Consider the following 22,039-nt stretch of genomic DNA (forward strand, 5'->3'; position numbering starts at 1 on the left):
TAGGTTAATCTTTGTTACTTGTTAACATACTACACATTATCATGGATTGCGAGTTAACTCGTTGATTCGACTGGAGATAAAAAAATGCTCGGAATTATTGATCCCCAGATCTGGATTGCATATATCCTGTGTTTTGTTAGCGCTCTTGGATGCATTGCATATGGCATTTTGATGTGGAATGCCGGTGCTGAAGAGGAGGTTGTGCAATAATGGTTGTAAGCACTCCTGTTCTCGGACTGGCGGTTCTGATCTACCTGATGGTGATATTTTACCTGGGATGGGTAGGATACAAAAAAACGAAAGACATAGACGACTACATGATTGCAGGGAGGAAGATTCATTCATACGTACTTGCCCTTTCTTATGGGGCAACTTTCATAAGCACGTCTGCAATAGTGGGGTTCGGCGGGGCAGCCGGAGTCCTCGGGATGGGGCTTTTGTGGCTCACATTCATGAACGTTTTTGTAGGGATATTCATCGCCTTCGTCATATTCGGGTCAAAAACCAGGCGTATGGGTTTAAATCTCAGGGCTGTGACTTTTCCGGAGTTAATGGGAAGACGCTTTGAATCAAGATTCATACAGGGCTTTTCAGGGATTCTGCTGGGTATATTCATGCCTCTTTATTCCGGAATAGTCCTCATAGGAGCTGCAAGGTTCCTTGAGACTACACTTGGAATTAATTATGATGTCGCGGTTTTAGTCTTTACAGTTATAATTGCAGCCTATGTGATAACAGGCGGTTTAATAGCTGTCATGTACACCGACGCACTTCAGGGAGCCCTAATGTTTGTAGGTATGGGAGTTTTAATGTTCCTGACCTACTCAAAACTTGGCGGCATTACGGAAGCACACAGAATGCTAACCGATATGGCTCCGCTTGTTCCGGAATCCCTTGTACAGGGAGGACACCTGGGGTGGACTGCGATGCCTGCGTTCGGTTCAACTCTGTGGTGGACCCTTGTCTCAACTCTTGTCCTGGGAGTTGGAATAGGAGTCCTTGCCCAGCCGCAACTTGCAGTCAGGTTCATGACGGTTAAGGATGACAGAGCCCTTAACAGGGCAGTCCTTGTAGGCGGGCCTTTCATTTTCATGATGACAGGAGTCGCGTTTACCGTAGGTGCGCTTTCAAATGCCTACTTCTATAAGACACAGAACCTGATCTCAATTGCAGTTGCAAAAGGAAATACCGACCTTATAATTCCCGAGTACATTAACAGCTCCATGCCTGACCTTTTTGTTATCCTTTTTATGCTTACCCTGCTTGCTGCCGCAATGTCTACATTGAGCTCACAGTTCCATACAATGGGCACGGCAATAGGACACGACTTTTACCGCGAGTACCTTATGAAAGGAAAATCCGGCAAAACCGTTACCATAACAAAACTGGGTATCGCAGTAACAATTCTTGCAAGTGTGATTCTTGCATATATGCTTCCGATAAGTATTATTGCAAGTGCCACAGCAATTTTCTTCGGGCTCTGTGCAGCAGCTTTCCTTCCGATGTATACAGGCGCCCTTTTCTGGAAGCGCATGACAAAAGAAGGAGCTATTGCAAGCCTTATTGTCGGGACGTTTAGCAGCCTTTTCTGGCTTGTTTTCGTGCACGCAAAAGAAGCCTCCCCTCTCGGTATCAGTCAGGCTCTTTTCGGAAAAGCTACCCTCCTGACCGGAACCTGGACTGTTATTGATCCCATACTTGTTGCAACTCCACTTGCTATACTAGCAGCCGTTGTTGTAAGCCTTGTAACCAGCCCTCCGTCAAATGAACATCTTGAAACCTGTTACGGAAAGAAGGCCATAAACAGATAAGAATACTGATAAAGGGGTACTGATTTAAGCAGGTAAGATTAGTACCGACTTTCATGGGCTGAATCACTTCAGACGTTCAGCCCATGAGCCTATTTTAAATAGTGAATGTTAAAGAACAGCTGTTTACTTTTTTTCGAGATATTTTTTAATTTCTGTTAAGTGGACTGCTCATTGGTCTTAGCTACCAGATATAATTAAAAGTTTTGAAAATAAAAAATTAAAACTGTATTAAAATAATTAATAAGTACTTTTTTTAGACATTCATGTCTAAAAAAAGAAAGATTTATATGCAGTGTAAGCGTATAGAACAGTGTTAAATAATTTACAGAATCATCAAGTATAAAAATAAGAGAGTTGAAAAGGGTGGGGACCATGAAAAGAAATAAGTTTTCAGGAACCAGAAAAAAGAAAACCAAATGTACAGCCTGTATAGAATTAATTTCTTCATCAAGAATATGCTCTTTTTCAAACATAAGGCAGAACAAACCAGTTTCAGAAAGGAAAAAGTCGATGATCACCGAAAATGAAGCTCTTGAAGCAGGATCTTCCATAAGTAAAATTTATGATAATGTAGTATGCAAAACTCCAGTATTTTTCTTTCCCTCTCTGATAAGAATAAGAGCTACTGATGGGGAAGGAAATACTATTGAAGTTACATATTAATCGACTAAGCGTCAGAAAGTGCTGTGAAGGATAAAAAGGCGAAATTAAAACCTTCATGGATTTTTACCCATGTTTATCTGCTTTTATGAGATTTCATCCGGTTAAACCAGTAAGAAATAAATAAAGAAACGAGAAACAGAACGGAACGTGAAGAAAAATAAGTTTATTTCTGTCTCAAAACTCTTTTTCAAAAACTCTTTTTCAAAAACTCTTTTTCAAAAACTCTTTTTTCTTCTTTTCATTTTATCTCTTCTTTTTTACCTGCCTCCATCCAGGCTGACAGGGTCTTTCCTGAAACGTAAAAATTAAAGAGTTTTTTCCGAAATTAAGTAGGTGTTTCTCAGGCAGAATGGTATATAATCTGATGAAATCCATTGCATATTTATTGATTTTTCCGACCGATACTTTATTTAAGTCTTGCAGAAAAGGATTTGGTAAAATTTTGATAAGAGCTATTTAATAAAATGGATATATAATATTGTAATTTGGGGGAGAACGTGAATTTGAAACATGTAAAAGATCTGGTCAAAGGGACAATAAAGGAGTGGATTGAAGATGATGCACAGGCTTACAGTGCTGCGCTGGCCTTTTATTTTGTGTTAAGCCTTCCGGCCCTTTTGTTGTTTTTAGTATATGTAGGAAGTATTTTCTTAATATCAGAAGAGATCCAGAATAATATAACAGACTATCTGCAGGGACCCGTTGATCAGAGCGTGATTGACATGATATCTGCAATTTTTGAAAATATTCCGGATTTCAGTTCCCTCTCAATAGGCGCATTAATTGGATTTTTGTTCCTTCTCTGGAGTGCAAGCAATATTTTCAGACAATTGAAAAATTTCCTTGAGAAAATCTGGAATATCAAGCCCGCTGAGTCCAATACTATTAAAGACTTTACAAAAGATGCAATTGTTTCCTTTTTTATAGTCATAGGTCTTGGAGGACTCCTTATACTTAGTATAATTATTGAAGGAGTTGTTTATGCAGTTTCAAGCATATTTCAGGGTTTTTTCCCTTTTTCGCCTTCTATTGCCCAGTATACAGGTTCCATAGCCAGCTTCCTGATCCTTGTGCTGTTTTTCATGCTTGTATACAGGGTGTTGCCCGATACAAAGCTTGATTTGAAGCCTGTTTTTATAGGATCACTCGTAACAGTAATTCTCATAACCATAGGCAAGTACGCAATGGGCCTTTATTTATCATATAGCAACCTTACAAGCATCTACGGGGCAATCGGGTCAATCATAGGGTTATTTCTTCTGATTTACTATTCTTCAATTATGATTACAATTGGTGCTGAGTTCACAAAAGTCTACTCTGAATCACGAACTTCTCCCTGAACCGGAAGGTTTGTCCAGCTGTAAATCTTCTCTTCAATCGAGGTCGAGATGGTTTTTTCGTATTCTCGATCATGTTTGTTTCTTTAGCATGCTTCAGCAAACCCCATCCCGAAATGAGTCTCTTTTCATGGTATAAGGTTTTGTGCATTTACAACGATAAGTGCTGTTTGTTTTCTCTTTACGCTTATTGTAATTTACCAAATCTTTTAAACATACTTTAGGGATTTATTTCTTTTCAACTTTTTCTTCCTTCAGCACCTTCTTTGCGATGATAAAGACTGCGAATGCAATTATAGCGAAATTTATCAACTCTGCCAGAAAAGCTCCCCAACTTATTACTATTGACCCGATCTCAAGGGTTGCTGTCTCCCAGCCCCCTCCAGGAACAAAAGGTGTGATAATCGGCATGATGACATTATCCACGAGTGACTTTACAAGAGCTGTGGATGCTATTCCCATGATAAAAGCAACTGCAAGGGGAATTACCTTGTATTCGTAAAGGAATTCTTTGAATTCGCTTAAAAGACCCATACTTTTCCACCGTATAAATGAAATAATATAAATTGTCGGAATAAGTTCTTAAAAAAATATGAAACAATGATCAGAAAAAAAAAATTGAAAATCAGTAACAAAAGCTAAAAACCAGAAGTAAATCTAAAATCAGGGTTAAAGTCAGAACAAACTCTTAAAAAAATCTGCCGTTTCCAGGGAAAAAACTATTTCTTAAGGAAGCCAGAAAGTTACTTTTTGCGTGGTTTGCATCTTCAGCCCTCATTCTGGCTTCAATCATCATCTGTTCTGCTTCTTTATTCCCTGATATATCCGAAATGATCCCATGATGCAGATAGTTTTTCCAGTCTCATCCATTACAAGACTTGCTGAAAGGTGGACATGAAACTCAGTTCTGTCTTTTCTCCTGCAGCTTAGTTCTCCTGCCCAGCTTCCTCTGGAGAAAAGTTCATTTATAACAAGAGTAATCGTCTTACCCGAAGTCCCCAAATCTCTGACTGATTTTCCAAGGACCTCCTCTTCATTGAAGAAGTCCCAGAGTTTCACGAAAGCCGAATTAACATAAGTAATATAGCCTTCAGGGTTGGCTATAGCTATGGCAGTGAGGGAAGAGTCCATAGCCACACTTCTGACCTTCATTTCTTCCTCTACTTTTTTGCGTTCAGTAATATCTTCCCCGGAACTCAGGGTTCCGATAATTCTGCCTTTTTTGTCCTTCAGAATGCTGTTATACCACCTGATTATACGTTCCTCGCCATTTCGGGTTAAAACAGGATTTTCAAAGTGTTCAAAAGACCCAAGGTTTCCGGAGATTAACTGTAAATAAACCTCTTTTGTTTCCTGCCTGCATTTCTCAGGTATGAAGGTATCAAACCAGTTTTTTCCAAGAATGTCCTTTTGATGATAACCAAGAAGCTCGGAACTTTTTTTGATTATAAGCGCAACTTTTTGTTCGGTATCAATAGCAATTATTATTGTCCCTGCAATATCCAAGTAATTCTGTACACGGTCCCTTTCATACTTTAGCATTTGTTCGGCTTTTTCGTTTTGTAAGATCAGCTACAATCGAAAATATAGCCTGTTTACCTTTGTATTCGATAAGCCACATACTCAGCTCTACAGGTAAAATAGCACCACTTTTACAGATAGCCATAACCTGTACTGCTGCCTGCCCATTCCGATACAGCTCTCTTACCTTCTCAGCAAAAACCTTTGAGGATTTCAAGATGATAAACTCAGTTGCTGTTTTATTTAGCAGTTCATCTCTTGAGTACCCCAATTTATCACACAGTATCTGGTTAGCTTCTAAAAAATTGCCTACCTGCTCATTGATAGCTACACCGTCAGTTGAGTTTTCGAAGATGGAATCAAAACTTCTTTCAGGAACTCTGGAAGAAATATCAGCTTTCTTTTGCCTGGTTATATCATCTATCTGGAAAACTACAAAATTAGGTCTGTTATCGGAATCTATTACAAGATATGGTGATACGCTTATCCATATCCTGTTTCCATCTTTTTTTAAGGAATCCATCAGCTCACACTCCAAAAGCAATTGGATTTAAAAAATAATATACAAGCCATTCTAATTTATATATAAATATTTTAACTGAACATAAATTTTATAATTTTATAATTTATATAAATTACGAAGTGTAAGTAAAGTTTTTATTATACTTCAGGATGCCAGCGCTCCATATGCTTTCTATGAGTTTCAAGATAGGCTCCTTTTTCATAAAACTGATCATAGAACTCAAGGTCAAGGTGATGTGCCTGAAGATAGGGCATGACAAAAATGCTCGGAACTGTGCCCGGAAACTTTCCGAAGCTGTCATAGATATACTGTGCCTGCAGGGCAACGCATTCCCTGAACTCTTCATTGTGCGGTACGGCGCTGCTCCTGACTGCCTTCGTATCTCTGTAATAACCAGGAGTGTCAGGATTGAAAGGCCCGCCTTTGCCGAACTTTCTTTCGGTAAGGGCGTCCACCGCCTTGCGCATGTCCCTATAATGAGGGGGAGTATAGCCTTCAAAAACTCCGGAAAGTCCGGTTGGATTAGGAAGGGCCCAGCGCTCATCGGAATCGTATCGGAAGCCGAGTCCGGGAACTTCGGAGTTTCCGCTTGCTCCCAGAACTGCAAAAGGATCCACACCGTTAAACATCCAGCCTCCAAGACCCATAGCCTGAAGCATTAGCATACCCGCATAGCAGGCAATAGAAAGCTCCGCAGTTACCTCGGATAAAGACCACATCTCAAGAAAACTTAAGGGCAAAGGATTTTCCGTATCAACGAGATTACCGAACTTCTCAAGCCCTTCTATTCTTTTCCCGTGTACATCATCATAAAAACAGACCCCGTTCTGCGTATAGTAGCAGATCCCAGCGAGTACGTGCTGGGCAAGATCTGCTACCGGAATTATCAGGGTTGTCCCCGGATGGTTGACTACCCAGGTATTGTGGGCTTCTACGTAAGGCGTCTCCGGAGGAAGTTTCAGCCTGCCCTCGGAAATCTTACGAATTCTTGCTCTGTGGGCTTTAATCAGGTCCTCTACATCAAAAGTTCCGCCTTCCGAACGTGTCGTCATTTCCGGGGCATCCCGGGTATCGAAAAAGTAAACTCCGGCATCGTCGGTAAAAAAAAGTTGACTCGTATGAAAGCCTGCCGCCGAGGGAAATGTTCGTCCTCCGGCACTGCAAGCATAATTCGAAAGAGCAGGTGCATACCTTTCCCCGCGCATTATCAGGTTATGCCAGCCTGTATTGCCTGCCGCTGCAGACAGGACTGCAATTTGCTCCCATTCCGTAAGAGGCAGAGGATCATGTTTTGATGTGTACTTAAAATAACCGTCCGGAATTGAAGCCCCCATAAAAAAACGGCGTGCTCTTCTCCCGAAAAGTGCGTCCATGAGCCTGAAATCAAGAGTGTCTGTAAAACCCGGTGGAATGTTTTCCATATCCATATTCGACTCCCCACTATAGAGTATGGAAAAAGTGTAAAAAAAAGTTACGTTACAATAAAGAAGGAATTTTCTCAGAGTTCTGGAGGTTTGATTTTTAAAAGATGACAGAAGATATAGAAAGGGGGTTTTAATGGGTACGACAAAAACAATGGGATTTTATGCTGCGACTTCGATAGATGTAGGGGCTATGGTTGGAGCAGGGATTTTTTCAATTTTCGTGCTATGCAGTAACTTTCCTGTCTCAGGGCTCAGCTAATATCTGGACCAATGCTTTTGCTACAGCAATAATTCTCATTTTTACGGCTATTAATTTTACAGGAGCAAAAGCCGTTGGAAAATCCGAGTTTTTCATTGTTTCAATAAAAGTCGGTGTTTTGCTGTTTTTTGCAGCAGCCGGTATTTTTTATATGAATCCAGGAAACCTCTCAATTTCTACCTGGCCAAGTTCCAAAAATATCTTTTTTGGGGCAGGAATGGTGTTTCTTGCATACCAGGGTTTTGGGTTGATAACCAATGCCGCAGAAGATATGGAAAACCCGGAGAAAACCCTTCTAAAAGCTCTTTATTTGAGTGTCATGCTCGTCATTTTCATTTATATATCCGTCAGCCTTGCAGTAACGGGAAATCTTTCAGTCACTGAGATTGAAAATTCAAAGGACTATGCCCTTGCAGCTGCTTCAAAGCCTTTCCTGGGGGCTATAGGTTTCAAAATAATGGCTTTAGCTGCTCTTTTTTCAACTTCTTCCGCAATTAATGCCGCACTCTACGGCGGTGCAAACATAAGCTATCTACTTGCAAAAAATGGTCAATTACCTTATTTTTTTGAAAGAAAAGTCTGGAACAGAAGCCCAGAAGGACTTTTTATTACATCAGGTCTTGTTATTCTCTGTGCAAATTTTCTTCAACTAGAAGGAATAGGTATGCTTGCCAGTGCTTCCATTATTCTTATTTACACAGCCGTTAACGTTTCTCACCTTCGGCTGTTAAAAGAAACCGGAGCAAAACCTTACATAGTATGGGCTGCTCTTCTCAGCAGCCTTGTTATCTTTGGCATCCTTATATACTATGAATATATGAACTCGAAGACAACACTTTCTCTACTAGGGTTTACTGTTTTTCTCTGTTTTGCTGCCGAATGGACTTATAGAAAATAATCCGGCAGAGTAATAAAAGAAAGGACAGGATGAATCGGAAAAGTGTAAAAAATGGAATTCTTAAAAATTGAATTAAAAAATAAAATAGGATTAAAAAAGAGAGTTCAAAATCAAAGTTTTTAACATTTCTTCTAACCTTCCTCTTTAATATCTTCTTAGACTACGATAATCCGAATTTTATTCTGTGAACCCACAGGTAAGCTAGAGACCATACAAGGAGTACAGGAAAACGGCTCTTCAGCATATAAAACATGGATAGGAAACCGAATTGTCCTGTTGTCAGATACTCCGAATAAACTAATCATCTGATCAGGATCAATCTTCTTTAAAAGCAGTTTCACTCTATGTACTCATCCCTCCTCGGAGAAAAAACTTCGATGGCTACGGAGTCTTCCAGAGCTTTGGCACTGTGAGTTATACCGCCAGGAATGTTCCATGAATCCCCAGGGCTCACTTCAAATGTTTCGCTGTCAAGAGTCAGGAGAATTTTTCCTGATACCAGATAGCCGGTCTGTTCATGGATATGATCATGAGAAGGAAGGGTACTTCCGCATCTCAAAAGGAATTCGGTCATCAGGGTATTTTCCCCGTAGACCACCGCTTTCATCCTGATTCCGGGAAGAAGTTCTCTATACCCGTTTGAATCGCTTTTGCAAAACATAAGAAATCCTCTACAATTTTTTCTAAAAATCAAATCAATAAGCTAGCTCTGGCAGAGTTTTTATCTGAAATTATCTCTTTTGTTATTTTAGAATTTCCGAGTTTGAGTTTAAACTTTGAATTTTATATTTTCAGATTAGCTTTGAAATGCATCTTTTTTTAGATAAGTGATACTTCTATGGTTGATCCGGTACGGTTTCATTGATCCAGTATGGTTTCTTGATAACATTTGACTGGAATACATTATAGCCATAATTTTATATAATAGCAGCTATTATTATTTATCAGGGCATCTGAAAAAACTCTTTTCATACCCAACAGCTTTTACACCCCCACTCCCAAACCACTCCAAACCTCAGATGCCCATTCCCCCACATTTTTACATACCACACTCTCTGGAGATTACTTACCAAAAAGATTATCTCTAAAAAAACCTTAATCTGTTGCATGCCTCTTATTTTTTTTCCTATCAGCACCGAAAGGCTGTGCTTAGTTCCTGCAAGTGTGAAACTTTATCTTCTGGAACTGCACGACCGTCAGGCTTTTGCTTCATCTCTCAAAGCTAATGTTCCGGCGGGATGGCCGCCTGATCAGATAACCCCTGAGGTAATCGAAGAATTCATAGGAAGGATGAAGACAAGAGACCGAAAAATTTGGAGTTTCTACTGGCTTCTACACCAGAAGGCTTCAGAATTGCCTGTCCTGATAGGAAGTGGAGGATTTCTTGCTCACGAAAACGGGACTCTTGAGATAGGATATTCCGTCCTTTCTGATTACCAGAATAAAGGGTATGCAACGGAAGCGGTCCGATCTATGCTGCATTGGGCTCTGTCCAGTCTTAAACAAGACTGCATTATAGCCAATACATACCCACACCTGAAGGCTTCGATTCGTGTACTGGAAAAAAACAGTTTTCTTTTTAAAGGAGACGGACCTGAAGAAGGAACAATAACTTATGAGTTTCGACGAAGAAATGGAAATCTCTGAACCATACCGAAGTTTTTACGGAGCTGTTGTAGCATCATATTGATTTTTGAATGTATGAGATAGTAACTGCATTAAAATCATAGGCACAGTACTACAGGATGCTGCGAAATTATTAAAATTTAAATTATTAAAATATAATTTATTAAAATAATTAGGGTACTTCTAGAAAAGGATGAAAAAGGCAGTGTAAACTTAATCATATATTTATAATTATTATATCCATATCGGGTATCTGAAAACCTCTTTTGAAGTACCCTACTTTCCTATCCCCAAATTATGACCTCAACGAAAAACAGATGCCCCTCTCCTTCAAACCGCGTTTTCTAATCACACATTCTTCGTAAAATATACTTTTTCTTAATAGTCCGTTTTTGCACTGCATATAACTGTCTTCATACGCTACTTATTTACAGTTTTTTCTATTATTTCCAGTCCTTCTTCTACCACAATACAATTCAGCTATTTTTTCCGTTCACGAAGCCAGCTATCTTTTTCGTTCATGAAACTGAAAAATAAATAGAGTGATAAGTAAACAGAATAATATATATAGACAATAATAACAAAATAAAAAAAACATACAAGTGCTTAACCAGAAGTAATAGATGTAACCAAAATTCTGGAACAGCTTATAAGGAGACGATAAATTGTCAGAAAATCCCTTGCAGGTTATAATGGATAAAGACCCTGAATTTTTCAAACTTCTCGAAAGTACTCGCAGACTTGCATTTTCAGAAGGTGGAATGCCAATGAAATACAAGTTCCTCATTGCAATGGCTCTGGATGCAGCTAATGGTGCAGTTGATGGGGTAAAAGTCCTTGCAGTTCAGGCGATGCAGGCAGGGGCTACAAAAGAAGAGGTTATGGAAGCAATAAGGATAGCCCAGTATATTTTTGGAGTTGGAAGCGTTTACACGGCTGCAAGAGCTCTTAACGATGTTTTATAAGCTCGATTTACAGACAGAGTTCAGGTAGAAAATTTTACCTGAACTTGCTTTTCCTAATTATTAGCATCCTGTTAAATTGCCAGTTCATTAATAGATGCGAGTCTTTGAGAGTTCATCAATCAGATTTTATCAATTATACTAACCAAGATCATCAATAATATTAGCATAACCAACTTTATTGTCTAATTTTATCTACCACTTACTTTTGCTGTCTTTATAATGATATTTGTGGAAAGTAAATAACGATAATTTCACTATTTTTATATGCGATGGAAGACTAAGTAACATAGGGAACAGGGCATCTGAGAAAACTCTTTTTCTCAATATATATCCCAAACTCATATCCACCTAAACTCAATCCCAAGAACCAGATGCCCTTCCCCCAATTTGAAAGGTCTGGCTAAAAATTAATTTTTTCATCGATCTATGAGTGATCAGTCAATCAAATATGAAGATTAATTGACCGATTAATCTAAAAAATAAGTAGTCAATTATAATTAAGCAGTAAATCATAGGCAATGTATCATACATAGTAGATCAAAAGATCGTTCCGGAAAGATAAAGCAGTTAAAAGTTGCAAGGAGAAAGAAAGATGCTTTACAGAAAGATGCCAAAGAATGGAGACGAACTCTCCGTACTGGGGTTCGGGTGTATGCGCCTGCCAGTAAAAGAAGACGGCACAATAGATGAAAGCAGGGCAATGAGCCAGGTACGTTATACAATCGATCACGGAGTAAACTACATAGACACTGCATGGCCTTACCATATGGGAGAAAGCGAACCTTTTGTAGGAAGGACTCTTGCTGATGGATATCGGGAAAAAGTTAAACTTGCTACAAAATTGCCCTCCTGGCTCATAGCGAGCAGAGAAGACATGGACCGGTACTTAAATGCCCAGCTTGAGAGGCTAAGGACAGATCATATAGACTACTATTTAGTCCACGGTCTCGCAGGAGAGGTATGGGACAAACTGGAAGCTCTTGGTGTGACCGATTTCCTTGATAAAGCAAAGGCTGATGGCCGTATTATCAACGCCGGCTTTTCTTTCCACGGGTCAATAGAGGACTTTAAACGGATTGTAGATGCATATCCCTGGACCTTCTGCCAGATCCAGTACAATTTCATGGACGAAAACCACCAGGCAGGAACTGAAGGGCTTAAGTATGCAGCTTCAAAGGACCTGGGTGTTATTGTCATGGAGCCTCTGCTCGGAGGCAATCTGGCAAGTCCGATACCTTCTGAAGTAGAGGAGATATGGAACGAAGCGGCGGTAAAACGCACGCCTGTAGAATGGGCACTCCGCTGGGTGTGGAACCATTCTGAGGTTACGGTTGTGCTCTCTGGCATGAATGAAGAGTCTCAGGTTGAAGAGAACCTGAAAATAGCAGATGAAGCCTATCCGAACTCTCTGACTGAAGCAGAAGTACAGCTTGTCAATAAAGTTGAGCAAAAATACCGTCAGCTCATGAAGATTGGCTGCACGGGTTGCAAGTATTGCATGCCCTGCCCTTCAGGAGTTGACGTCCCTGAATGCTTCAGTATTTACAATAACCTGCACATGTTCGGGAATGTGGAGGGGGCCAGATTCAAGTATGCAGTCACGATGAGCGGAATATTTACAAATACCGAACCAGGGGGATTTGCTTCTCAGTGCATTGAGTGCGGTCAATGTATGGAGAAATGTCCCCAGGGTCTGAAAATCCCTGAGCTTCTCAAAGCTGTGGTAGAAGAGCTGGAGGGACCTGACCTGGAGCAGAGGATAGCCATGGCTAAGCGGATCTTCAAGAAGGGTTAACTGCATAACAAAATCTAATAATCAATGCCAGTATATTATTAATCAGCTAATAAAAAATTAAAAACTTGATCAAAGCTGAAGGAAATCAGTGACTAAAATAATTAAGTCATTGTTCGGAACAAACGATAAAAATGAAAGAGAATAGAAAATTGAAGTAACGGCAAAAAATAATTTGTAAAAGCTGTTCTTCTTTCGTTTTTTTTGGTTTTTTAGATCAATTTGACAAGTGGATACCAATCATATCTCCGGAATACTATCGAAATAATGTTAGTCCAATGAGATAATTATTTATAGTAAGTATATCTAGTTTATATCAACGTACAATCAAAAAAGAACTTAATAGTGGGGAAAAAATATGAGAATAAGAGTGGTTAGTTCAAGAGAAGAAATCTTTACACTCAATCCTAATGAGCGTCTTGTTCACCTGGCTTTCAGGCCTTCAAATAAGGATATTTTTGGATTGGTAGAGACCTGTCCGAAGATTGAGGTAATTCAGTTACCCAAATCTTATATGGCTACAGTTTCAAAATCCATAGAAATGTTCCTGCAGATGCAACGAGTCCAGCTCCTGGAAGGAGATGTCTGGGGACACAGGAAAGACATAAACGAATACTACGCAATTCCCTCTTCAGTGATTGAAAAGATTAAGGAAATGAAAACCGAAGGTAAAGCAACTGAGGAAATTGAGAAAAAGGTTTCAAGGGAAAGCAAGCTTAACCCTGAAATGGTCGCTTATATCCTGAACAAGGAAGTCTCTGCCTGAATTCAAATGCAATAAAAATTTTAGTGGGTGTTTTGCTGGAGATTAGAGGATAGAAATGGGTTGCGTCTCCCGTTATCTAATCTCCAACTTAAATTTTGAGACTTTTTTCTAACATTCTATGAAATCGTCAAAATTAAAATTAAACCTCTGACAATTCTTTCTCACTATAGTATTAATCAGCTTGCAGGATTATAGATTTTATTATCCAATGTCATTTGAATTCCTGAAATATAAATACAGGAGAATTTCGGGAAAGAAGCAGGCAGATACTAAGTGGAAATGATCTTCTTTGGAAATTAAAGTTTTATTTATTCAAAGACTCCAGTAATTTCTTCACATAAAATGGATAATTTTTTTGAATAATCTTACTCTCTTGAATTATTTCTATATTTGCATGTTTTTTCATATGCTGTCGTCTACAGAAATATTAATGTATATTTTTCTATTGTAAACTCAGAAATGAAAAAAATGAAAGATAACAGCAGATTTCCATAGACATATTACGCCATTTTTATGCACATATTTTAAAAAAATAGCTGAGAGCATTGATTCTGAACTGAAAACCGTTATTCTAAATATATCCTATAATCTAATTTTGAAATAGGAATCTAATCTTGAGATGCTATTTTGAGAGATGTTAAAGGCGGAAATTGACAAAGTCTATTCATTTTTCAGTCAAAAATAAATCTGAAATTAGGTACTTTGACTGCCTGAGAATTAAAATCGGTCATTGTTACGAACTTTGGAGGACAAAAAGAGCACTTGCGGTTATCTCATAAGAGAAGGAGAAAAACAGGAAAAGGGGAAACAAGGGGGGAAATAAATACTCTATAGAAGGATGCCTGAGAATGGGGATGAACTTTCAATACTGGGTTTGGGGTGCATGAGGCTTCCTGTTAAAGACGGAAAGATTGATGGAAAGAGAGCAAAGAGCCAGGTCCGTCACTTAATCGATCACGGAGTAAATTACCTTGATACAGCCTGGACATATCATATGGGAGAAAACGAGCTATTTCTGGGAAGTGTTCTTGCTGACGGATACCGCGAAAAGGTCAAACTCGCAACAAAACTTCCTTCCTGGATAGTGAAAAGCAGGGAAGATATGGACAGGATTCTCGATGCCCAGCTTGAAAGGCTCAGGACAGATTATATAGATTACTATCTCCTGCACAATCTTACCGGAGCTTTATGGTATAAAATGAAAAGTCTCGGTGCACTGGGATTCCTTGATAGGGCAAAGGCTAATGGACGAGTCATAAATGCCGGTTTTTCTTTCCACGGCTCAGTTGAGGAGTTTAAGCTCATTGTCAATTCATATCCCTGGACTTTCTGCCAGATCCAGTACAACTTTCTGGACGAGAAGAACCAGGCTGGAACGGAAGGACTGGAATATGCCGCTTCAAAGGGACTGGGCATAATTGTTATGGAGCCTTTGCGCGGAGGTAAGCTCACCAGTCCGGTGCCTCCTGAAATAAAAGAGATCTGGAACGAAGCGGCGGTAAAACGCACACCTGCAGAATGGGCTCTCCGCTGGGTATGGAACCATCCGGAAGTTACTGCTGTGCTCTCCGGCATGAATGAAGAATCTCATATTGAAGAAAACCTGAAAATAGCAGATGAAGCCTATCCGAATTCTCTGAACGAAGAGGAACTCAGGCTTGTAAAAAGAGTGGAGCAGAAGTATAGAGATCTTATGAAAACAGGCTGTACAGGCTGCAGATACTGTATGCCCTGCCCTTCAGGAGTCGATATTCCGACCTGCTTTGAGGTATATGACAACCTGTACCTTTCAGGGAATGAAAAAGAAGCAAAACTCATGTATGCGGCAAAAGCAGGTGGAATAATAAGAGGAGATATACCTGGATATGCTTCGCGGTGCATGCAGTGCAAGGAGTGCCTTGAAAAATGCCCGCAGCACCTGGATATACCCGGCCTGCTTAAAGTTATTGCAGAGAAATTTGAAGGTCCTGATCTGGAAACATGGAAAGCCGCTGCAAGACAGACTTTCAGGGTAGACTGAATGTTAAGAAACAAGTAAAATTAAGGAACGATTAAATTTAAAATCCATTTAAAGTGCAGAAACCCTTAAAAAGCAGGGAAACAACTTAAAGCTGTAAGGTGATGGAAATGCTGTACAGAAAAATGTCAGGAAATAGAGACGAACTTTCTATATTAGGATTCGGATGCATGCGCCTTCCTCTCAAAGAAGGAAAAATAGACGAGGAAAGAGCCAGACAGCAGGTGCGCCATGCAATCGATCATGGAGTAAACTACATAGACACAGCATGGCCTTACCACATGGGAGAAAGTGAGCCTTTCGTAGGGAGAGCTCTTGCTGACGGATACCGCGAAAAGGTCAAACTCGCAACAAAACTTCCTTCCTGGACAGTGAAAAGCAGGGAAGATATGGACAGGATTCTCAATGCCCAGCTTGAGAAGCTCAGGACAGATCATATCGACTATTATCTTGTTCATGGGCTCGTGGGAGCATTATGGGATAAAATGGAAACGCTTGATGTTCTTGGTTTTCTTGACCAGGCAAAAGCTGACGGACGAGTCATAAATGCCGGTTTTTCTTTCCACGGCTCAGTTGAGGAGTTTAAGCTCATTGTCGATTCATATCCCTGGACTTTCTGCCAGATCCAGTACAACTTTCTGGACGAGAAGAACCAGGCTGGAACGGAAGGACTGGAATATGCCGCTTCAAAGGGACTGGGTGTAATCGTTATGGAGCCTTTGCGCGGAGGTAAGCTCACCAGTCCGGTGCCTCCTGAAATAAAAGAGATCTGGAACGAAGCGGCGGTAAAACGCACACCTGCAGAATGGGCTCTCCGCTGGGTATGGAACCATCCGGAAGTTACTGCTGTGCTCTCCGGCATGAATGAAGAATCTCATATTGAAGAAAACCTGAAAATAGCAGATGAAGCCTATCCGAATTCTCTGAACGAAGAGGAACTCAGGCTTGTAAAAAGAGTGGAGCAGAAGTATAGAGATCTTATGAAAACAGGCTGTACAGGCTGCAGATACTGTATGCCCTGCCCTTCAGGAGTCGATATTCCAGGCTGTTTTGAAATTTATGATAACTTTTACCTCTCAGGGAATGAAAAAGAAGCAAAACTCATGTATGCGGCAAAGCCCGGAGGAATAATAAGGGGCGATGTTCCGGGATATGCTTCTCAGTGCGTGCAGTGCGGGCAGTGTATTGAAAAATGTCCCCAGCATCTTGATATACCCTCAATCCTTAAAGCCGTTGCAGATGAATTTGAAGGAAAAGATTTCAAGGGATGGAGAGTTATGGCGAAAAGAGCTTTTGGGAAAGAGTAAAGACAAAGTAACTCTGCCACCAGTGTCTTTTTAGAACCCGGAATTTTTATTCAACCTGATCTCTGTGGCATTAAGCTTTCTAACCTTAATTTCCTTCTACCCGAATCAGTCGGGCTGATTTTTAAAGCCAGCTGTAGAGCTATTAGATATAACTAAAGCTAATACTACTATGGAACTACAATGAAAACTATAACTGAAAAATCAAGTTTTTTTATTCCAGTCTTTGTTTTTTGCAGATCCAACAGGGCTTTTTACTCAGCCTGCAAGAATTCTTGGGAATTGCCAGTTTTTAAATCCGCCTTATTTAGCACACCAGCTACAACTTTATAGAACAGTTTTGTCGGATAACGAGCAAAAAGGTACCAAGCAATAGAAAGTATAGATAAAATTTTATTCTTCAGATGCTATTATAGTATATCAGGAACACGGAGTAGATTCACAAAATAAGTTTGTGCTCAAAGAGAACTAAAAACGGATATAGAAATTTTTGCTATTTTTTAAAAAAGACAATGAACTTACTTTTCAGTACAGAGCAAGACAGAAAGCATCCACCTAGTCAATGAAAAAATTTTGATACTGCCTGAGGATGGAACTATAATGAGCTATTCAGGTACAGTTTTTGATACTACTGACAGAATAAAGTCGATGGGCTCAATAAGGCACAAGCTGGAGATCGAAGAAGTATTACTGGAAATCTCCAACATGTTTACCATTCCAGCCAATCTTGAAAAGGATATTAATCTGACACTCGAGAAAATAGGAGTTCTCTGCGGAGCTGGCAGGAGTTATATATTTCAGATCCGAGAAAACGGAAACATAATGGACAATACCCATGAATGGTGTGCTGAAGGTGTGGAACCTCAGAAAAACAACCTGCAAAACAATTCTTCCAACAGATGCCCCTGGTGGATGAAGAAACTTCATAATGACGAAATAATTCATATAACCGATGTTTCGGCTCTGCCTCCAGAAGCAGCAGCAGAAAAAGAGGTACTTGGGAAGCAGGGAATCAAATCCCTCATTGTTTTACCTTTTTACGCAGGTGGAAAGCTCGCAGGCTTCATGGGAATGGACAATGTAGTCAATACGGGAAACTGGGGAAAAGACAATATATCGATACTCAGGATAGCTGCAAACCTGATAGGCATGGGAATACAGCGCAGACAAGCTGAAAAAGCAATACATACAGGGGAAGAAATCTACAGATCCATGTTTCAGAACGCTGCTAATCTGATTACTCTGGTGGATGCAGCCGGGATTATTGTTGACTGCAATTCCAGGGTAGAGGAACTCCTTGGCTACAGGCAGGAGGAGTTTATAGGGCAGCCCATAAGCAGCTTCATATTTTCAGATTACCTGCAGAAGCTTCGAGAATCTTCAGAGGAGATAGAGAAGAGAGGTTTTTCCTTCAGTAAAGAGTGCAGAATGGTTCGAAAAGACGGGAAGCCTGTAGATGTTAACATCAATTCCTCGGGTTTAAAGGATGAAGAAGGAAACCATGCTCAGACGATCTACATAATAGAAGACATTACTGAACGCAAACAGGCTGAGAAGCTGATTAAAGAAAGTGAAAGCAGATACCGTTCTCTGTTTCAAAACAACGGCGCTGTAATAATGCTTATTGATCCTGATACGGGAGATATATGCGATGCAAATCCGGCTGCCTGTGCTTACTACGGATATACCAGAGAGAAGATGCTCAACCTGAATATTGCTGACATTAATATACTTCCAAAAGATCAAATCCTGGAAAAACTGGAACAGGCAAAGTTAAGGGATATGAATCACTTATTTTTCACTCACCGCCTATCAAACGGACAATTGCGGAATATTGAAAATTACAGTTATCCTATTCTGCTGAACGGGAAAATATTTCTGTATGCAATAGTTTCAGATATAACAGATACTAAAAAAATGCAGGACGAACTTGTTAGAGCAAAAATGGAAGCTGAAACTGCCAATAAAGCAAAAAGCGAATTTCTTGCAAGTATGAGCCACGAACTGAGAACACCACTGAATTCAATTATAGGTTTCTCAGATATGCTGCTCACCCAAAATTTCGGCCCGCTTAACGAAAAACAGGCAAAATATGTAAGAAACATCTCAGCTAGCGGGGTTCATCTCCTGAAACTGATAAACGATATACTGGATCTTTCAAAAGTTGAAGCCGGTAAAATGGAGCTCTATGTAGAGAAATTTTCAATATCCAGTTCAGTTTCTGAAGTTAAGACCTTATTAACACCTCTGGCATCAAAGAAAAATATTCAGATTCTGAACACGGTTGATGAAGAGCTTGCGACCATTAAAGCTGACAGGACAAAATTCAAGCAGATACTTTATAACCTCATTGATAATGCAATAAAGTTTACACCTGAAGGAGGTAACGTTACTATCGATGCCAGAATTGCAGAAGATGAAGCAGAAATTACTGTTAGGGATACAGGCATCGGAATATCTGAAGGAGAAGCTCGGAAAGTCTTTCAGCCTTTTATACAGCTCGATAACCCTGAATTAGGAGGCCAGGCAGGGACAGGGCTCGGGCTCTCCCTTGTCAAAAAATTTGTGGAAATGCATACAGGTAGAGTCTGGGTTGAAAGCAAGTCTGGTGAAGGAAGCAAGTTCTTTTTCACCATACCGCTTAGTTTAAACAATTAATTGCATAGTTTTTATCCCTGAGATAACCTGCCTCATGGGTTTTTTCGGGTTATTTCGGTTGTGGGTTATTCTGACCCATAATTTTCTTATATATTCACTGTTCACGGCTTCATGATTTTTTTGCCTATCGAAAAGGCTTTTCCGAGATTGCACCCGATGCTGTAATAGCTTCTGTTTCCTGTCCCGTATATAACGGGCTTAATCTTCTCAACATCAGGATTTCCGTTTTCATCGAGTACGGATTCTTCTACCTTGATGTCCACTATCTCCCCTACAAACATAGTGTGAAGCCCTACTTCAAGGCTGTGGAGAAGCCTGCACTCAAGGACAACAGGAAACTCTCCTATATATGGAGCAGGCACAAGCTCGCTTCTTACAGGTGTAAGACAGGCGCACTCGAACTTATCTTCATCCCTTCCACTTGCAATACCGAAGTAATCAGCCTCTTTTACAAAATCCTCAGAAGGAATACTTACAGTGAATGCCTTATTTTCAATAATGCCGGCATAGCTGTAGGTAGCCTTTCTTAAAGACACGCTAATACATGGAGGGTTCGAACAGCAGATCCCTGCCCACGCTACAGTCATTGCATTGGGTTTTCCGTTCATATCATAGGTACCGACAACCCAGGTAGGAGTCGGAAATGCAAGCGGTTTTGCTCCGATTGATTGTTTCATGGTTTAATCTTCTTTTCGATAAGGTTTATAATTTTCCGTATTATTTCCATTAATAAAGTTAAAAAGTAACTGATTTTATAACCATATTTAGAAAATATAGTTAGAAATAAGAAAGTTGATGAAGCTATCGGCTCAATATGGCAATGTTTGAATGTAGGATTGGGTGTAAAGATGCCCGTGAGGCTGACGCTGTCGAGTAGCCTGTGAAGCCTGCACTGTTTTCAGGATAAAAAGGTAAAGAAGTTGTTTTTAATTGAGTGTAGAGGCTTGTGTGAATGGTTGCAGGCAAGAAAGAAAAGAGGGGTTAAGAGGGGAGACTATTTGGGATAGTTGAGGGAGTTTGGAGTTGGATTTTTAGGGATTTTTTTGGTGTGAGTGGGGGGATAGAAGAGGCTGACACCTATGAAAGTGCATAGAAGGTCATTCAAGTACACTTTCAGTAAGCTAGTACATTTGAATGCACATTAAATATATATGAATCACCTTATATAAACTAGTCCAAATTATGCATTATATTGAGTCGTTAGAGGAGAAAGAAATGGAAGAACAAACAGAAAAATCCAAGATGGAAAAACTAACTGAAGAACTAAAAGAGATGGCTTTGACCCTTGGAGCCTTTAAAGTGGGCATTGCGACAACAGAAACTCTTGCAGGTGGCCCTCCTTCAACTGATCTTACATACGTGTTGCCAGGGGCAAAATCAGCAGTCGTTTTTGCTCTGGCTTTTGACCAGAACCTTATTGAACCTTACTTTAAAAAAATAGATCATAAATCTCTCGACACTAATAAGGTGCGGACCACTACCCTTGCAAACGGAGTAGCTCTCGAAATGGCAGGGTTTTTGCAGCAGTATGGTTACAAAGCTGTTCCCCAGCTGGCAAATTTTGTTTACCGTCAAGACTCGGAAAACTGGTTACTGGATATGCACCCTCCTATTTCCCACAGGTACCTTGCAGTCCGCTCTGGAATAGGGCATTTCGGATATTCAGGGAACATTATCACCAAGGAATATGGATCAGCAATTGTACTGGCGTCGGTAGTTACTGATGCAGAACTTATACCAACAGATCCCCTGCCAGAAGAAGAAAATTATTGTGATGAGTGCAAGATCTGCCTTGCTGTCTGTTCGTCTGAATACGTGGATCCGCTTGAGAAGGTTACAGTGACTCTTGGAGGAAAAGAGTTTAGCTACGGGAAGAGGAGAAGTAATAGCCGATGCTTCCTTGTCTGTGGTGGGCTTACAGGTTTAAACGCCTCGGGAAAGTGGTCCACCTGGTCTCCGGCTCGCTTTGAGATCCCAAAAAAAGATGAAGATTTTATTGCTGCGTTACCCAGTACCATCGAAGCATACTTAGAAAGGCCTAAAATTAAAGGTGGATTTTTTATATGCCTTATCCCGGGAAATAGAATGGAATATACATGTTCTAACTGCCACTTTGTTTGCCATCCTGATAAGGAAGTTAGGAAGGCACGTTATAAAATGCTCACTGACAGTGGCGTGATCATACAGGAACCTGATGGAACTCTTAAAGCGGTATCTCCAGAGGAGGCAAAAAAATATATCGAGTCCATGACTCCGGAAAGGAAAAAACTGTACGAATCGGTTCCGGAGGAGCAATCTGTATAAAACAAAATTCACTTTTTATATATAAAAGAAAATGAGAAATTTCACTAACAAAGTAATGAGAAAAACAGATTTTATTTATAGAAAGATAATAGGACTGAGTTTACCATATTCAGCGCAGAAGAAAAAGAAAATTAATAAGATTTATGCGATTGAACTGAATAATCAACTGTA

General features: G+C 40.0%; 20 protein-coding genes. 14 read left to right on the forward strand and 6 right to left on the reverse strand.

Annotation, left to right across the window (positions count from 1 at the left end):
* Positions 1-84: 84 nt before the first annotated feature.
* From MSHOH_RS25690 to MSHOH_RS12185, 4 genes are all read left to right on the forward strand, one after another.
* Entirely contained in the window at positions 85-210 is a 126-nt protein-coding gene (locus MSHOH_RS25690) for a symporter small accessory protein (RefSeq protein ID WP_269851987.1), read from the forward strand.
* Complete coding sequence (locus MSHOH_RS12175) at positions 210-1,811, forward strand: sodium:solute symporter family protein (protein ID WP_048139966.1); 1,602 nt, start codon at positions 210-212, stop codon at positions 1,809-1,811. The genes MSHOH_RS25690 and MSHOH_RS12175 overlap by 1 nt, the downstream gene beginning before the upstream one ends.
* Before the next feature lie 372 nt (positions 1,812-2,183).
* Positions 2,184-2,474: a hypothetical protein gene (locus MSHOH_RS12180; RefSeq protein ID WP_048139968.1), complete on the forward strand. Its 291-nt coding sequence runs from the start codon at positions 2,184-2,186 to the stop codon at positions 2,472-2,474.
* A gap of 503 nt (positions 2,475-2,977) precedes the next feature.
* Positions 2,978-3,814 (forward strand): YihY/virulence factor BrkB family protein, encoded by an 837-nt coding sequence (locus MSHOH_RS12185; protein WP_394297752.1) that lies wholly within the window; start codon positions 2,978-2,980, stop codon positions 3,812-3,814.
* Between the two features lie 225 nt (positions 3,815-4,039).
* On the opposite strand, the gene MSHOH_RS12190 is transcribed toward MSHOH_RS12185, so the two are convergent.
* From MSHOH_RS12190 to MSHOH_RS12205, 4 genes are all read right to left on the reverse strand, one after another.
* A complete protein-coding gene (locus MSHOH_RS12190) occupies positions 4,040-4,345 on the reverse strand; it encodes a large conductance mechanosensitive channel protein MscL (RefSeq protein ID WP_048139972.1) in 306 nt (101 codons plus the stop codon).
* A gap of 258 nt (positions 4,346-4,603) precedes the next feature.
* Positions 4,604-5,353 carry a PAS domain-containing protein gene (locus MSHOH_RS12195; protein ID WP_048139974.1) on the reverse strand — a complete coding sequence of 250 codons (750 nt, stop codon included), beginning with the start codon at positions 5,351-5,353 and terminating at the stop codon, positions 4,604-4,606.
* Positions 5,340-5,855 (reverse strand): PAS domain-containing protein, encoded by a 516-nt coding sequence (locus tag MSHOH_RS12200; RefSeq protein ID WP_048139976.1) that lies wholly within the window; start codon positions 5,853-5,855, stop codon positions 5,340-5,342. Before MSHOH_RS12200 ends, MSHOH_RS12195 begins: the two co-directional genes overlap by 14 nt.
* A 137-nt stretch (positions 5,856-5,992) precedes the next feature.
* The gene (locus MSHOH_RS12205; RefSeq protein ID WP_048139978.1) at positions 5,993-7,282 is read right to left on the reverse strand and encodes a hypothetical protein; all 1,290 of its coding nucleotides are present in this window, start codon (positions 7,280-7,282) and stop codon (positions 5,993-5,995) included.
* A gap of 130 nt (positions 7,283-7,412) precedes the next feature.
* Between MSHOH_RS12205 and MSHOH_RS25695 the strand changes: the two genes are divergently transcribed.
* Both MSHOH_RS25695 and MSHOH_RS12210 read left to right on the forward strand, forming a co-directional pair.
* Positions 7,413-7,538 carry a hypothetical protein gene (locus MSHOH_RS25695; protein WP_275425531.1) on the forward strand — a complete coding sequence of 42 codons (126 nt, stop codon included), beginning with the start codon at positions 7,413-7,415 and terminating at the stop codon, positions 7,536-7,538.
* 1 nt (position 7,539) lies between these two features.
* Entirely contained in the window at positions 7,540-8,436 is an 897-nt protein-coding gene (locus MSHOH_RS12210) for an APC family permease (protein WP_239451381.1), read from the forward strand.
* A 337-nt stretch (positions 8,437-8,773) separates the two neighbouring features.
* Here the strand turns inward: MSHOH_RS12210 and MSHOH_RS12215 are convergent, their stop codons facing one another.
* On the reverse strand, positions 8,774-9,097 hold the full coding sequence (locus MSHOH_RS12215) for a cupin domain-containing protein (RefSeq protein ID WP_048139980.1): 324 nt from the start codon (positions 9,095-9,097) through the stop codon (positions 8,774-8,776).
* 446 nt (positions 9,098-9,543) lie between these two features.
* Here MSHOH_RS12215 and MSHOH_RS12220 point away from each other — a divergent pair, with 446 nt between their 5' ends.
* The 7 genes from MSHOH_RS12220 to MSHOH_RS22195 all read left to right on the forward strand — a co-directional run bounded on the left by MSHOH_RS12220 (position 9,544) and on the right by MSHOH_RS22195 (position 19,564).
* Positions 9,544-10,083, forward strand: coding sequence for a GNAT family N-acetyltransferase (locus MSHOH_RS12220; protein ID WP_048139982.1), 540 nt, complete (start codon positions 9,544-9,546; stop codon positions 10,081-10,083).
* A gap of 644 nt (positions 10,084-10,727) precedes the next feature.
* On the forward strand, positions 10,728-11,027 hold the full coding sequence (locus MSHOH_RS12225) for a carboxymuconolactone decarboxylase family protein (RefSeq protein WP_239450948.1): 300 nt from the start codon (positions 10,728-10,730) through the stop codon (positions 11,025-11,027).
* Between the two features lie 592 nt (positions 11,028-11,619).
* Complete coding sequence (locus MSHOH_RS12230) at positions 11,620-12,822, forward strand: aldo/keto reductase (RefSeq protein ID WP_048139985.1); 1,203 nt, start codon at positions 11,620-11,622, stop codon at positions 12,820-12,822.
* A 355-nt stretch (positions 12,823-13,177) separates the two neighbouring features.
* Positions 13,178-13,585: a DUF1699 family protein gene (locus MSHOH_RS12235; protein ID WP_048139987.1), complete on the forward strand. Its 408-nt coding sequence runs from the start codon at positions 13,178-13,180 to the stop codon at positions 13,583-13,585.
* 823 nt (positions 13,586-14,408) lie between these two features.
* A complete protein-coding gene (locus tag MSHOH_RS12240) occupies positions 14,409-15,605 on the forward strand; it encodes an aldo/keto reductase (protein WP_048139989.1) in 1,197 nt (398 codons plus the stop codon).
* Positions 15,606-15,712: 107 nt separating this feature from the next.
* The gene (locus tag MSHOH_RS12245; protein WP_048143440.1) at positions 15,713-16,909 is read left to right on the forward strand and encodes an aldo/keto reductase; all 1,197 of its coding nucleotides are present in this window, start codon (positions 15,713-15,715) and stop codon (positions 16,907-16,909) included.
* Positions 16,910-17,506: 597 nt separating this feature from the next.
* Positions 17,507-19,564 carry a sensor histidine kinase gene (locus MSHOH_RS22195; RefSeq protein ID WP_052730849.1) on the forward strand — a complete coding sequence of 686 codons (2,058 nt, stop codon included), beginning with the start codon at positions 17,507-17,509 and terminating at the stop codon, positions 19,562-19,564.
* A 101-nt stretch (positions 19,565-19,665) separates the two neighbouring features.
* Here MSHOH_RS22195 and MSHOH_RS12255 read toward each other — a convergent pair whose 3' ends face one another.
* Positions 19,666-20,241, reverse strand: coding sequence for a flavin reductase family protein (locus tag MSHOH_RS12255; protein ID WP_048139991.1), 576 nt, complete (start codon positions 20,239-20,241; stop codon positions 19,666-19,668).
* A gap of 538 nt (positions 20,242-20,779) precedes the next feature.
* Here MSHOH_RS12255 and MSHOH_RS12260 point away from each other — a divergent pair.
* Positions 20,780-21,868 carry an epoxyqueuosine reductase gene (locus tag MSHOH_RS12260; RefSeq protein ID WP_048139993.1) on the forward strand — a complete coding sequence of 363 codons (1,089 nt, stop codon included), beginning with the start codon at positions 20,780-20,782 and terminating at the stop codon, positions 21,866-21,868.
* Positions 21,869-22,039: the final 171 nt, after the last annotated feature.

The organism is Methanosarcina horonobensis HB-1 = JCM 15518, from assembly GCF_000970285.1.
In the GTDB taxonomy this organism is placed as follows: Archaea; Halobacteriota; Methanosarcinia; order Methanosarcinales; family Methanosarcinaceae; genus Methanosarcina; species Methanosarcina horonobensis.